Genomic DNA, 13,825 nt, shown 5'->3' on the forward strand with positions numbered 1-13,825 from the left:
GGGGCAGATCTTCGTGAAGGGCGAGGTCATCAAGACCGTGCCGGAGTCGAAGATCGTGGAGACCCTCATCGAGGAGGCCATGAAGCTCGCCGAGCAGATGGAAGCCGACGGCATCGCCTCCGGCGAGCCCTCCGTCTCCGTCAGCTGACCCCCTCCCCCCGCATGCGCACCGTCCCGCCCCTGTCGCCGCTCCCGTCCCGGGATGCGGGCGGCAGGGGCGGAACGCGCTGCGGCGGGGTAAAGTTCGGGGACTTCCCCGACCACCGCTGCCCGTACGGTGAGGCGCCCACGTGTTGACGACCACGACGACCAAGGTCCTGGAACCCGGAGAACTCGACGCCGTCCTCGCGGTGCTCGACCGGGACCCGGTGGCCAACGCCTTCGTCGCCTCCCGGGTCGCCGTCGCCGGGCTCGACCCGTGGCGACTCGGCGGCGAGTTGTGGGGCTGGTACTTCGGTGGCCGGCTGGAGGCCCTGTGCTACGCGGGCGCCAACCTCGTGCCCATCTGCGCCGGCCCCGAGGCCGTGCGCGCCTTCGCCGACCGGGCGCTGCGCTCGGGCCGCCGCTGCTCGTCGATCGTCGGCCCCGCCGAGTCCACCGCCGCCCTGTGGTCGCTGCTCGAACGCAGCTGGGGACCGGCCCGTGAGATCCGTGCCCACCAGCCGCTGATGGTCACCCGGGCCCTGCCCGCCGACGTCGAACCCGACCCCGGGGTGCGCCGGGTGCGGCGCGACGAACTGGACCTCATCATGCCCGCGTGCGTGGCCATGTTCACCGAGGAGGTCGGGGTCTCCCCGCTCGCCGGCGACGGCGGCCTGATCTACCAGGCGCGGGTCGCCGAACTCGTCTCCACCGGGCGCTCGTTCGCCCGTATCGAGGACGGCCGGGTGGTGTTCAAGGCCGAGATCGGCGCCGTCACCCGGCACGCCTGCCAGATCCAGGGCGTCTGGGTCGACCCCGACTACCGGGGCCGTCGGCTCTCCGAGACCGGCATGGCGGCCGTGCTCAACTACGCGCTGCGCGACGTCGCGCCCGTGGCCAGCCTCTATGTCAACGACTTCAACGCGCCCGCCCGGGCCGCCTACCGCCGCGTCGGGTTCACCGAGGTCGGCGCTTTCATGAGCGTCCTGTTCTAGTAGTGTCGCCGCCCATGGATGACGTGGCGGTCGAGCCGATCGACCTGGCGGCGCGGGTGGACGAGGCACTGGCCGTCCAGGCGGTCGCCTTCGGGCTGGGCGCGGAAGAGGTCGCCATCCGCCGCCAGATCGTGCTGCGCCACCTCGGCTTCCCCGGTGTTCGCGCGCTCGGCGCCCTCGCCCCGGACGGACGGCTGGCCGGCTTCGTCTACGGCATGCCCAACCACCGCACGCACTGGTGGTCCACCGTCGTCGAGCCCTACCTGCGCCGCACCGGCACCGACGACTGGCTCGACGACGCCTTCACCATCACCGAACTGCACGTCCACCCCGACTTCCAGTGCCGCGGCATCGGGCGCACGCTGATCACCGCCATCACCGACGCCGCCACCCAGCCGCGCAGCATCCTGTCCGCCATCGACACCGAGAGCCGGGCCCGGCGCCTGTACCGCGCCCTCGGCTACACCGACCTCGCGCGGCCGGTGCACTTCCCGAGCGCCACCAGTCCGTACGCCGTGATGGGCGCCTGGCTGCCGCTCCTGCGGTAAACGGTTTCCGGCCGCACCCGGCGGGTCGATATCCTCGCCGCAACGGCACGAAACCCCCTGGAGAGCCCCATGGTCCTGCGCATGTCCCGGCTGATGCTCAAGACGCTGCGCGACGACCCGGCCGACGCCGAGACCGCGAGCCACAAGCTCCTGGTCCGGGCCGGATACGTCCGCCGCTCCTCGGCGGGGGTGTGGACCTGGCTGCCGCTCGGCAAGCGGGTCCTGGAGAACGTCTCGCGCGTCGTCCGCGAGGAGATGGACGCCATCGGCGGCCAGGAGGTCCTCCTGCCCGCACTGCTGCCGCGCGACAACTACGAGGTGACGGGCCGCGCCGGCGAGTACGGCGACCTGCTCTTCCAGCTCCGCGACCGCAAGGGCGCCGACTACGTGCTCGGCCCCACGCACGAGGAGATCTTCACCCAGCTCGTCAAGGACCAGTGCGCGTCCTACAAGGACCTGCCGGTGATCCTCTACCAGATCCAGACCAAGTACCGCGACGAGGCCCGGCCCCGCTCCGGCGTCCTGCGCGGCCGCGAGTTCCAGATGAAGGACTCGTACTCGTTCGACACCACCGACGAGGGCCTGGCCGAGGCGTACCGCCTGCACCGCGAGGCGTACATCAAGATCTTCTCCCGCCTCGGCTTCGACTTCCGGATCGTCTCCGCCGTCTCCGGCGCCATGGGCGGCTCGGCCTCCGAGGAGTTCCTCGCCCCCGCCGCGGCCGGCGAGGACACCTTCGTGGACTGCCCCGCGTGCGACTACGCGGCCAACACCGAGGCCGTCACCACGGTGGTGCCCCCGGTCGAGGGCGTGGACCACCCGGCCCTGGAGGAGGTGGACACCCCCGACACCCCGACCATCGAGACCCTGGCGGCGCACCTGGGTGTCCCGGCCTCCGCGACGCTGAAGAACCTGCTGGTCAAGGTCGACGGTGAGATCGTCGCCGTCGGCGTCCCCGGCGACCGCGAGGTCGACCTCGGCAAGCTCGGCGAGCACCTCGCCCCGGCCGAGGTCGAACTCGTCACCGCCGAGGACTTCACCGGCCGCCCGGACCTGGTCCGCGGCTACGTCGGCCCGCAGGGCCTGACCGGCGTCCGCTACCTCGCCGACCCCCGCGTCGCCCCCGGCACGGCCTGGGTCACCGGCGCCAACAAGCCCGACACGCACGCCCGCAATGTCGTCGTGGGCCGCGACTTCGAGGTCGACGAGTACCTCGACGTCGTCACGGTCGAGCCCGGCGACCCCTGCCCGCGCTGCGGCGCCGGCCTCAAGCTGGACCGGGCCATCGAGATCGGCCACATCTTCCAGCTCGGCCGCAAGTACGCCAACGCCTTCGAGCTCGACGTCCTCGGCCAGAACGGCAAGCCCGTCCGGGTCACCATGGGCTCCTACGGCATCGGCGTCTCCCGCGCCGTCGCCGCGCTCGCCGAGCAGACCGCCGACGCGCAGGGCCTGTGCTGGCCGCGCGAGATCGCCCCGGCCGACGTCCACATCGTCGCGGCGGGCAAGGCCCTGCAGACCGAGCTTGCGCTCGAGGTCGCGGAGAAGCTGCACGCCGCGGGCGTGCGGGTCATCGTCGACGACCGTGCGGGCGTCTCGCCCGGCGTGAAGTTCACGGACGCGGAACTGCTCGGGGTGCCGACGATTCTGGTGGTCGGGCGGGGGGCGGGCGACGGTGTCGTCGAGCTCAAGGACCGGCGGTCCGGGGAGCGGGAGGAACTCTCCGTGCCGGACGCGGTGGCGCGCCTCTCCGCGTAGCCGCGCCGCTACGCGGGCTGTGCGGGGAGGCTTCTTCCCCGCCTTCCCGCCCTTGTACCCGGCGCGGAAGTTGGGGGCCCTGCGCTCTGTTCGTGTGGGGGGGTCGGTGCCGGGGCCGGGGTGCGCCCCCAGCTACCGCTGGGAGGTGCCCCCACGGGGCTCGCGGTTTGGCCCCACATCGTCCGGCATCGGGCCCCGCGGTCTCCGCTCGTCCCTCCCCCAGCTACCGCTGGGAGGTACCCCCAGAGGGGGCACCCCGCCACACCCCCTCCCGGGTCGGTTGCGCGTCCTGACGGCCGGTGGGGGTGCTGTCGGCGGTGACGGCTGAGCCCTTTGGTGGCGTTGCGCCAACGGTTGCCCGAGCACGGTGCCGTCTCTACTCCCCACCGGGGATCAGGCGCGACAACCTGCGGAGGGGGCGGGGTCGTAGGGGTGGGTGTTCTGGACTGTGGAGCATATTTGGGTGCATGACCCGGGGTGATCAGTTGAGGGTGCCGGAGGCACCTAAATGTGCTGTCCAGAATGGCCAGCCCCGGAGGCCCCGCACCCGGCCCCTACGAAACGGGCGCCGGGGTCACTTACTTCCTGGGGCACACGGGAGGGCGGGCGGGGGAAAAGGGGCGCCGGGTCAGAGGAGGCCCGCGAATTCCAGGAGGAGCTCGCCGGAGGGGCGGTCGCCGACGGAGAACGCCCAGACGCCCGCCTCGACCGCGCGGAAGAGGGCCCAGCCGCGGACCCGGTCCCGGTCCACCTCCAGCGCGTCGGACAGTTTGGCGACCCGCCGCCGCGCCGCCGCCTGCGCGCCGGGGCTGGCCAACAGCGTGTCCAGGCGGTCGCGGACGAGCCACGCGAGGTCGAACGCGGGGTCGCCGACGAGCGGTTTGGGGTCGATGGCGAGCCAGGGGACGCGGTCGGCGGAGAGCACGTTGCCGTGGTGGTAGTCGCCGTGCAGCAGCATCGCCTCGGGCTCGGACGCGCCCGTCAGGGCATCCCGTATCGCGAGGGCCTCGTCGATCAGGGGGTGCGCTTCCACGTCGACGTACGGCCGGCGGCCCCGCTCCCGCAACCGCGCCGCGAGCCCCGCGGTGCGGTCGGCCACGGACGTGAAGGGGTGCGCGTCACCCGGCGGCACCCAGAGCCGCTGGAGTGTGGCGCTCGCCTCCAGCATCGCCTTGGCCTCGGGCAGCGAGCGCAGCGAGACGTCGCCGTGGAGGCGTTCCATGAGCAGGACGCCCTCGTCGGGGTCGGCGCGCAGCAGTCGCACCGCACCGCGTCCGTCCCAGCGGGCGAGCGCGGCGTGCTCGTGCCGGGTCTCGTCGGTGACGAGGCCGAGCTTGAGCGTGGCGGGGGTGTCGTCGGCTTGGCGAACCAGGACGACCATGCTGATCTGGCCGCCGGGGGAGAGCACCCGTTCCGGTCGCAGGTCCCACCGCGCCAGGTGGTCCGCGGCGCGCTCGGGGAGCCCGGCGAGCCAGGCCCGGCCCGGGTCGCCCTCCCAGGCGCTGACGGTGCGGATCAGCCGCTCGGGCGGTTGCAGGTGCTGCGGTGCCGGGGTCATGCGGGGTGTCGTCCCTCCTGCGGATCGGGTCTACCGGCCGCGCTCGGCCAGACCCGGGAAGGCTACGCTCCCGCCGCGCCAGCCCACGGCACGCACCGCGGCCTCGCGGAGCGCGTCGGCGGCCTCGCGCCGCAGGTCGGCGGTGGCGGCGCGGACGAGGTCGGCGTAGACACCGGCGACCCGGTCCTCCAGTTCCGCGGCGAGGCGGATCGCCGCCGCCCGGTCAGGGACCGGGAACGGCAGCGTGTAGGCCGCCGAGGCCGCCACGGGCTCGGCGCCCAGGTCGGTGACGGTACGGCGCAGGGAGTCGCGGCGGGCGCGGTGCGCGTCGTAGCCGGCGGCGGCCCGCCCGGCGGGGTCGTCACCGATGCGGGCGCCGACCACGCCGTAGCCGTAGACGGCGGCGTGCTCGGCGGCGAGGGCAGCCTGGACGGCCGCGAGCGGCTGCTGCTGTGCCATGGGCGGGTCAGTTCTCCTTGAGCAGCAGGACGTGCCCGGCGCCGCATGCGGCCACCGAGGCGAGCAGGCGGGCGAGTTCGGGCGGGGCGTCGAGCAGCGCGCCGGCCCGTTCACCGGCGAGGGCCCGCTCGGCGCCGGCGAGGGCGGCCAGAGCCGCGCCCTCGTGCGGGGGCACGGAGACGGAGGGCGAGGGTGCGGGCGACGCGACGGGCCCGCGACGCGTCGGCGGGCCGAACGCCGCGACGTGCCGGGCCACTTCGGCCCGCAGCGGCCGCAGCCGCGTCGCGAGCCGGGGGTGGGCGGCGATCGTGGCGTCGTAGCGGGCGAGCAGCGCGCCGCTGTCCCGGGCGGACCGCTCGCGCAGGATCTCCCCCGGGTCGGGGGAGGGCGAGGACGGCCCCGGCGCACCGGATCGATGCCCCTGCCGGTCGGAGCAGCCGCCGAGCAGCCCGGCCGTGGCCGGCAGGACGGGCAGGACGAGAGCGGTGCGGACCGCGCGCCGGCGCGGCATGTTCCTGAGTGGCACAGTGCCCCTTCCCGTGATCACCACCGGAGAGGGTACCGGCGCCGGGGGCGCGCTCCGCGACGGCGCCCTCCGCGGCGCCGAATCGTCGTTCCGGCACCCGAACCGATAGGCTTTGGCCCGACACACGACCTTCCATCACAACAGCACACGCGGCCGAGGAGTCACCCGGATGAGCACCACCCAGAGCGAGAGGCTGCGCGGGCTGCTTGAGCCCCTCGTCGCGAAGACGGGGCTGGATCTGGAAGAGATCAAGGTGACGGCGGCCGGGAACCGGCGCCAGCTCCAGGTGATCGTGGACTCCGACGAGGGCGCTCCGCTGGACACACTCGCCGAGCTCAGCCGGGAGATCTCGCAGGCACTGGACGACGCCGACGCCATGGGCGGCACGCCGTACCTGCTGGAGGTCTCCTCCCCGGGCGTGGACCGCCCGCTCACCGAGCCGCGGCATTTCCGGCGCAACGAGGGCCGGTTGGTGAAGCTCACCAGGACCGACGGCGACGAACTGGTCGCGCGGATCATGGCGGTGGACGAGGACGGTCTCGACCTCGAGGTCCCGGGTGTCAAGGGGCGCAAGCCCAAGCCCGCCCGTATCGCCTTCGGCGAGATCGCCAAGGCGCGGGTGGAGATCGAATTCAGTCGCAAGGACCCGGCCGATGCCGACACCGACGGCGACGAGAGCACTGAGGAGGCGTAGCCGTGGACATCGACATGAGTGCCCTGCGGGGTCTGGTCCGGGAGAAGGAGATCTCCTTCGAACTGCTGGTCGAGGCGATCGAGTCGGCGCTCCTCATCGCGTACCACCGCGAGCCCGGCAGCCGCCGCAACGCGCGGGTGGAGCTGGACCGCACCAACGGCCATGTGACCGTGTGGGCCAAGGAGGACGCGGCGGAGACCCCCGAGGGCGCCGAGCCGCGGGAGTTCGACGACACGCCGAGCGGCTTCGGCCGGATCGCGGCGACCACCGCCAAGCAGGTGATTCTCCAGCGGCTGCGTGACGCCGAGGAGGAGATCACCTTCGGCGAGTACGCGGGCCGCGAGGGCGACATCGTCACCGGTGTGGTCCAGCAGGGCAAGGACCCGAAGAACGTACTGGTCGACATCGGCAAGCTGGAGGCCATCCTGCCGGTGCAGGAGCAGGTCCCCGGCGAGGACTACAAGCACGGCACCCGCCTGCGCTCGTACGTCGTCCGGGTCGCCAAGGGTGTGCGCGGTCCGTCCGTGACGCTGTCGCGCACCCACCCGAGCCTGGTGAAGAAGCTCTTCGCGCTGGAGGTCCCGGAGATCGCGGACGGGTCCGTGGAGATCGCGGCCATCGCCCGCGAGGCCGGTCACCGCACGAAGATCGCGGTGCGCTCGACGCGTTCGGGACTGAACGCCAAGGGCGCCTGCATCGGCCCGATGGGCGCGCGGGTGCGTGCCGTGATGGCCGAACTGAACGGCGAGAAGATCGACATCGTCGACTGGTCGGACGAACCGGGTGAGATGGTGGCGAACGCGTTGTCACCCGCTCGGGTGAGCAAGGTGGAGATCGTCGACATGGGTGCGCGCTCGGCCCGGGTGACCGTGCCGGACTACCAGTTGTCGCTGGCGATCGGCAAGGAAGGGCAGAACGCCCGCCTGGCAGCACGGCTCACGGGCTGGCGGATCGACATCCGCCCGGACACCGAGCCGGCCGAGCAGTAGCACCCGTCGGTAATCGAGGATCAACCGTGCGCCGCATAACCCAGAGGGGTGAGGTCGGCGCGGGGAGGTAGACTAAGGATGTCTGGCCGGACGCACGGCCCAGCACGCCCGGAGCGCACATGCATCGGCTGCAGGGAGCGGGCGGCCAAGCACGATCTGCTGCGTGTGGTGGCGGTCGGGGGCTGCTGTGTTCCCGATCTTCGCGGTACGCTGCCCGGTCGGGGTGCCTATGTGCACCCCGACACCGTCTGTTTCGACCTGGCGGTCCGCCGCCGGGCGTTTCTGCGGGCCTTCCGGGCCCAGGGACCGCTGGACACCGCGGAACTCCGCGATCATGTCGAACAGGCGACACTGTGAGTGAGCAAGGAGAGCGCACGGGCAACCGTGCGATCAGGTACCCCGCGAGTTGGAAGTAGGTCGAGATTGCGATGAGCACTCGATGAGCACGCGATGAGTACGCCCATGAAGTAGCGACGGTCCGGCGGACGACCACCCCGGACCTCATGAAGGAGCGAAGTGGCTAAGGTCCGGGTATACGAACTCGCCAAGGAGTTCGGAGTTGAGAGCAAGGTCGTCATGGCCAAGCTCCAAGAACTTGGCGAATTCGTCCGTTCGGCGTCCTCGACGATCGAGGCGCCGGTTGTTCGCAAGTTGACTGACGCACTGCAGGGTCCCGGTGGCGGTTCCGCCTCGGGCAAGCCCTCCGCCGCCAGGCCCGCGGCGCCCCGTAAGGCAGCGCCCGCAAAGCCGGCCGCCCCCACTCCGGGCGCGCCGGCCCGTCCCGCTGCCCCGGCCCCGAAGCCGGCGACGGGATCCGCCCCCACCACCCCGCGGCCCGCGGCCGGCTCCGCGCCGACCCCCGGTCCGCGCCCGACGCCGGCCCCCAAGCCGGTTCCGGCCAAGCCCGCGCCGGTCACCCCGGTGCCGCAGGCGGAGTTCTCCGCCCCGCCGGCTCCGCAGGCCCCGGCCCCCGAGCGTCCGGCCGCCGAGCGTCCGGCCCCGGCCGAGCGCGCCGAGCGCGCCGAGCGCCCTGCCGCGCGTTCCGGTCAGCCCGGTCCGCGTCCCAGCAGCGCGCCGCGCCCCGGTCAGCGGGATGGCCAGCGCGACGGTCAGCGTGACGGCGGCCGTGGCCAGGGCGGCCCCGGTGCCCCGCGTCCGGGCGGCCAGGCGCCGCGTCCGGGCGGTGCCGCACGTCCGGCCGGTCCCCGTCCGGGCAACAACCCCTTCACCTCCGGCTCGACCGGCATGCCGCGCCCGCAGGCGCCGCGTCCCGGCGGCGGAGCCCCCGGCCAGCCCGGCCCGCGCCCCGGTGGCGCCCCGGGTGCCGCCGGTCCGCGTCCGGGTGGCGCGCCGCGTCCCGGCGGCGGTGCCGCGTCCGGTCCTCGTCCGACCCCGGGCGGGATGCCCCGTCCGCAGGGCGGCGGTCCTCGTCCGAACCCCGGCATGATGCCGCAGCGTCCCGCCTCCACGGGTGGCGGCCCCGGCCGTCCCGGTGCCGGTGCGGGTGCCCGTCCGGGCCCGCGTCCCGGTGGTGGCGGTGGCGCCGGTCGTCCCGGTGGCGGCGGCTTCGCCGGTCGTCCCGGTGGTGGCGGTGGCGCCGGTCGTCCCGGTGGCGGCGGCGGCTTCGGCGGCCCGCGCCCCGGTGGCGGCGCCCCGGGTGCCGGTGGTGGCGGCTTCGCCGGCGGCGGTGGCCGTCCCGGCTTCGGCGGTCGTCCCGGCGGTCCCGGTGGCCGTGGTGGCACGCAGGGCGCGTTCGGCCGTGGCCCCGGTGGCCGTCCGGCCCGTGGCCGCAAGTCGAAGCGTGCGAAGCGCCAGGAGTACGAGGCCATGCAGGCCCCGTCCGTCGGCGGTGTGATGCTGCCTCGCGGCAACGGCGACACCGTGCGCCTGTCCCGTGGCGCGTCGCTGACCGACTTCGCCGAGAAGATCGGCGCCAACCCGGCGTCGCTCGTCCAGGTGATGCTGAACCTCGGCGAGATGGTCACCGCGACCCAGTCCGTCTCCGACGACACGCTGCAGATGCTCGCCGACGAGATGAACTACACCCTCCAGGTCGTCAGCCCGGAGGAGGAGGACCGCGAGCTGCTCGAGTCCTTCGACATCGAGTTCGGCGAGGACGAGGGCGGCGAGGAAGCACTCGTCGCGCGTCCGCCGGTCGTGACCGTCATGGGTCACGTCGACCACGGCAAGACCCGCCTCCTCGACGCGATCCGCAAGACCAACGTGGTCGCGGGCGAGGCCGGCGGCATCACCCAGCACATCGGTGCCTACCAGGTGGCCACCGAGGTCAACGGCGAGCACCGGGCCATCACCTTCATCGACACCCCCGGTCACGAGGCGTTCACCGCCATGCGTGCCCGCGGTGCCAAGTCCACCGACATCGCGATCCTCGTGGTGGCGGCGAACGACGGCGTCATGCCCCAGACGATCGAGGCGCTGAACCACGCCAAGGCGGCCGACGTGCCGATCGTGGTCGCGGTCAACAAGATCGACGTCGAGGGCGCGGACCCGACGAAGGTGCGCGGTCAGCTGACCGAGTTCGGCCTGGTGGCCGAGGAGTACGGCGGCGACACCATGTTCGTCGACATCTCCGCCAAGCAGGGCCTGAACATCGACAGCCTGCTGGAGGCCGTGGTCCTGACCGCGGACGCCGCCCTCGACCTGCGTGCCAACCCGGAGCAGGACGCCCAGGGCATCGCGATCGAGGCCCACCTCGACCGCGGCCGCGGCGCCGTGGCGACCGTCCTGGTCCAGCGCGGCACCCTGCGGGTCGGCGACACCATGGTGGTCGGCGACGCGTACGGCCGTGTCCGGGCGATGCTCGACGACACCGGCAACACCCTCGAAGAGGCGGGCCCCTCGACCCCGGTCCTGGTGCTCGGCCTGACGAACGTGCCGGGTGCCGGCGACAACTTCCTGGTGGTCGACGAGGACCGTACGGCCCGTCAGATCGCCGAGAAGCGCGCCGCCCGCGAGCGGAACGCGGCCTTCGCCAAGTCCCGCCGCCGGGTCAGCCTGGAGGACCTGGACAAGGTGCTCAAGGCCGGCGAGGTCCAGCAGCTCAACCTCATCATCAAGGGCGACGCGTCCGGTTCGGTGGAGGCCCTGGAGTCCTCGCTGCTCCAGCTCGACGTCGGCGAGGACGTGGACCTGCGCATCCTGCACCGGGGTGTCGGTGCGGTCACCGAGACCGACGTCACCCTGGCGGCGGGCTCCGACGCGATCATCATCGGCTTCAACGTGCGGGCCGAGGGCCGCGCCACGTCGCTGGCCGAGCGTGAGGGCGTCGACGTCCGCTACTACTCGGTGATCTACCAGGTCATCGAGGAGATCGAGGCGGCGCTCAAGGGTCTGCTCAAGCCGGAGTACGAGGAGGTGGAGCTCGGCACCGCCGAGATCCGCGAGGTCTTCCGCTCCTCCAAGCTCGGCAACATCGCCGGTGTGCTCATCCGCTCCGGCGAGGTCAAGCGCAACACCAAGGCGCGCCTCCTGCGCGACGGCAAGGTCGTCGCCGAGAACCTCAACATCGAGGGTCTGCGGCGCTTCAAGGACGACGTCACCGAGATTCGTGAGGGTTACGAGGGCGGTATCAACCTCGGCAACTACAACGACATCAAGATCGACGACGTCATCGCGACCTACGAGATGCGCGAGAAGCCGCGCGTCTGATCGCTGGTGCCGTGTCCGGGGCCGGTCGGTGGAAGAGAAATTCCGTCGATCGGCCCCGGCCGTTGCCTTTAGTGTGGTGCTTACTGTTCGCACTGTTCGCTACGAGGCCCCACAGGTCGGCTTGACCTGACGCCCATGTTTGTAGGGACGCTGTCCTTCGACCTGCTTCTCGGCGACGTCCGGTCGCTCAAGGAGAAGCGCTCCGTCGTCCGGCCCATCGTGGCCGAGCTGCACCGCAAGTTCGCGGTCAGCGTGGCGGAGGTCGACCACCATGATCTTTACCGCAGGGCCGAAATCGGCGTGGCGGTCGTGTCCGGGGATCTCGGGCACATCAATGACGTACTCGGACGCTGCGAGCGATGGATGGTCGCACGCCCCGAGGTGGACCTGCTGTCGGCGAGGCAGCAGATCCACGGGGACGACGACTGACACTCACGTACCGAAGAGTGAAGAGTAGAGAGAAGAGCAGGCATGACCGACACCGCGCGGGCGCGCAAGCTGGCGGACCGCATCCGGGTCGTGGTCGCCGAGACCCTCCAGCGGCGGATCAAGGACCCGCGGCTGGGCTACGTCACGATCACGGACACCCGGGTCACCGGTGACCTTCGGGAGGCGACCGTCTTCTACACGGTCTTCGGGGACGACGAGGAGCGTGCCGCCTCGGCGGCGGCGCTGGAGAGCGCCAAGGGCGTCCTCCGCTCGGAGGTCGGACGGCAGACGGGCGTGCGCTTCACGCCCTCCCTGACGTTCGTCGCCGACGCGATCCCGGAGAACGCGCGCACCATCGAGGACCTGCTCGCCAAGGCCCGCGCGGCCGACGAGGAGGTGCGCAAGACCGCCACCGACGCCGCGTACGCCGGCGAGGCCGACCCCTACCGCAAGCCGGCGGAGGACGGGGAGGACGACGACGCCGACGCCGACGCGAGGGACGAGGGCGAGACGCGATGAAGGACGGGCTTGTCATCGTCGACAAGCCGGGCGGTATGACCTCGCACGACGTGGTGGCCCGGCTGCGCAGGCTCGCCGGGACCCGGCGGGTCGGCCACGCCGGCACGCTCGACCCCATGGCGACCGGCGTCCTGGTCATCGGCGTGGAGAAGGCCACCCGGCTGCTCGGGCACCTCGCGCTCACCCGCAAGGAGTACGAGGCCACGATCCGGCTCGGCCAGACCACCGTCACGGACGACGCCGAGGGCGAGATCACGGCCGCGGTCCCCGCGGGCGCCGTCACCCGTGAGGCCGTCGACGCGGGCATCGCCGCCCTGACGGGCGACATCATGCAGGTGCCGTCCAAGGTCAGCGCGATCAAGGTGAACGGTGTCCGCTCGTACGCGCGCGTGCGCGGCGGCGAGGAGTTCGAGCTGGCCGCCCGGCCGGTGACGGTGTCCTCATTCGTGGTGCGCGACGTGCGGCGCGAGGGCGACGACCTCGTGGACGTCGACGTCACCGTCGAGTGCTCCTCCGGCACGTACATCCGCGCTCTCGCGCGCGACTTGGGCGCGGGACTGGGCGTCGGCGGCCACCTCACCGCGCTGCGGCGCACCCGGGTCGGGCCCTACGGGGCGGGCCTCGCCCGCACGCTGGAGGAACTGGCCGAGTCCTTCGCGGTCCTGCCCATCGCGGAGGCCGCGGCGGCGGCGTTCCCCCGCTGGGACGTCGACGAGCGCGCGGCGCGTCTGCTCGGCAACGGTGTCCGGCTGGACGCGCCTGCCACGGTGGGGGCGGAGCCGACGGGGGTCTTCGGGCCGGACGGGCGCTTTCTCGCGCTGGTCGAGGGGCACGGGGGTCAGGCCCGCATCCTGGCGAACTTCGCGTAGCCGCGCCGCTGCGCCGGCTGCGCCGGCTGGCTTTTCCCCGCCCGCCCACCCCCAGCCTTCGGCCGGGGGTGCCCCCAGCCCGGCACGGTGAGTGACCTCCTTGCGCTGCGTGCGTTTGTGGGTTGGTGCCGCGCCGGGGTGCGCCCCCAGCAGGGCCACCCCGCCACACCCCCTCCCGGGCCGGCTGGGCGACTGACGGCCGGTGGGGGTGACTGTGGGCGGTGACGGCTGCGCTCTTGGACGGCGCTGCGCCAACGGTGGCCCGAGCACGGTGCCGCCATCACTACCCACCGGGGATCAGGCGCGACAACCTGCGGAGGGGGCGGGGTCGTAGGGGTGGGTGTTCTGGACTGTGGAGCATATTTGGGTGCATGACCCGGGGTGATCAACAGATCGTGCCTGAGGCACCTAAATGTGCTGTCCAGAATGGCCAGCCCCGGAGGCCCCGACCCCGGCCCACCCCGCACGCGCGCCGGGGCGCCCAGACTTCCTGGGGCACACGGGAGGGCGGGCGGGGAGGAAACCCCGGTACGGCGAAGCGCAGCGTGGGGGGCGGGGCCCCCCCCCCCCCCGCCCCCGCCCCCCCCCCCCCCCCCCCCCCCAGCCGCCCCCCCCCCCCCCCCCAAATAAACCCCCCCCGCCGGGGCGGGGCGGGTAGGCACGGCGCGCGG

General features: G+C 73.0%; 13 protein-coding genes and 1 pseudogene. 11 read left to right on the top strand and 3 right to left on the bottom strand.

Annotated features, from left to right (window positions below; all coding sequences use genetic code 11):
• The 4 genes and pseudogenes from ACIP98_RS36005 to ACIP98_RS36020 form a co-directional block, all read left to right on the top strand.
• Positions 1–148, top strand: a pseudogene (locus tag ACIP98_RS36005) (4-hydroxy-3-methylbut-2-en-1-yl diphosphate synthase); the annotation flags it as partial.
• A 142-nt stretch (positions 149–290) separates the two neighbouring features.
• Positions 291–1,136, top strand: coding sequence for a GNAT family N-acetyltransferase (locus tag ACIP98_RS36010; protein WP_319665377.1), 846 nt, complete (start codon positions 291–293; stop codon positions 1,134–1,136).
• A 14-nt stretch (positions 1,137–1,150) separates the two neighbouring features.
• Positions 1,151–1,684 (top strand): GNAT family N-acetyltransferase, encoded by a 534-nt coding sequence (locus ACIP98_RS36015; RefSeq protein WP_319665376.1) that lies wholly within the window; start codon positions 1,151–1,153, stop codon positions 1,682–1,684.
• 69 nt (positions 1,685–1,753) lie between these two features.
• Positions 1,754–3,442: a proline--tRNA ligase gene (locus ACIP98_RS36020; protein WP_401980320.1), complete on the top strand. Its 1,689-nt coding sequence runs from the start codon at positions 1,754–1,756 to the stop codon at positions 3,440–3,442.
• A gap of 628 nt (positions 3,443–4,070) precedes the next feature.
• Here the strand turns inward: ACIP98_RS36020 and ACIP98_RS36025 are convergent.
• The 3 genes from ACIP98_RS36025 to ACIP98_RS36035 are packed head-to-tail and all read right to left on the bottom strand — an operon-like array spanning position 4,071 to position 5,970.
• Positions 4,071–5,000 carry an aminoglycoside phosphotransferase family protein gene (locus ACIP98_RS36025; RefSeq protein WP_319665374.1) on the bottom strand — a complete coding sequence of 310 codons (930 nt, stop codon included), beginning with the start codon at positions 4,998–5,000 and terminating at the stop codon, positions 4,071–4,073.
• Between the two features lie 30 nt (positions 5,001–5,030).
• Positions 5,031–5,459 carry a ferritin-like domain-containing protein gene (locus ACIP98_RS36030; protein ID WP_319665373.1) on the bottom strand — a complete coding sequence of 143 codons (429 nt, stop codon included), beginning with the start codon at positions 5,457–5,459 and terminating at the stop codon, positions 5,031–5,033.
• Positions 5,460–5,466: 7 nt separating this feature from the next.
• Complete coding sequence (locus ACIP98_RS36035) at positions 5,467–5,970, bottom strand: hypothetical protein (RefSeq protein ID WP_401980323.1); 504 nt, start codon at positions 5,968–5,970, stop codon at positions 5,467–5,469.
• 184 nt (positions 5,971–6,154) lie between these two features.
• Between ACIP98_RS36035 and rimP the strand changes: the two genes are divergently transcribed.
• From rimP to truB, 7 genes are all read left to right on the top strand, one after another.
• Complete coding sequence (rimP, locus tag ACIP98_RS36040) at positions 6,155–6,679, top strand: ribosome maturation factor RimP (protein ID WP_319665371.1); 525 nt, start codon at positions 6,155–6,157, stop codon at positions 6,677–6,679.
• Positions 6,680–6,681: 2 nt separating this feature from the next.
• Positions 6,682–7,668, top strand: a complete 987-nt coding sequence (nusA, locus tag ACIP98_RS36045; RefSeq protein WP_319665370.1) for a transcription termination factor NusA — start codon at positions 6,682–6,684, stop codon at positions 7,666–7,668.
• 78 nt (positions 7,669–7,746) lie between these two features.
• Positions 7,747–8,025, top strand: coding sequence for a YlxR family protein (locus tag ACIP98_RS36050; protein WP_319665369.1), 279 nt, complete (start codon positions 7,747–7,749; stop codon positions 8,023–8,025).
• Positions 8,026–8,184: 159 nt separating this feature from the next.
• A complete protein-coding gene (gene infB / locus ACIP98_RS36055) occupies positions 8,185–11,337 on the top strand; it encodes a translation initiation factor IF-2 (protein ID WP_319665368.1) in 3,153 nt (1,050 codons plus the stop codon).
• Between the two features lie 135 nt (positions 11,338–11,472).
• A complete protein-coding gene (locus tag ACIP98_RS36060; RefSeq protein WP_319665367.1) occupies positions 11,473–11,766 on the top strand; it encodes a DUF503 domain-containing protein in 294 nt (97 codons plus the stop codon).
• Between the two features lie 42 nt (positions 11,767–11,808).
• The gene (gene rbfA / locus ACIP98_RS36065; protein ID WP_401980327.1) at positions 11,809–12,285 is read left to right on the top strand and encodes a 30S ribosome-binding factor RbfA; all 477 of its coding nucleotides are present in this window, start codon (positions 11,809–11,811) and stop codon (positions 12,283–12,285) included.
• Entirely contained in the window at positions 12,282–13,154 is an 873-nt protein-coding gene (gene truB, locus ACIP98_RS36070) for a tRNA pseudouridine(55) synthase TruB (protein WP_401980330.1), read from the top strand. The genes rbfA and truB overlap by 4 nt, the downstream gene beginning before the upstream one ends.
• Positions 13,155–13,825 lie beyond the last annotated feature (671 nt).

Source organism: Streptomyces sp. NPDC088354 (assembly GCF_044753585.1).
Lineage (GTDB): Bacteria > Actinomycetota > Actinomycetes > Streptomycetales > Streptomycetaceae > Actinacidiphila.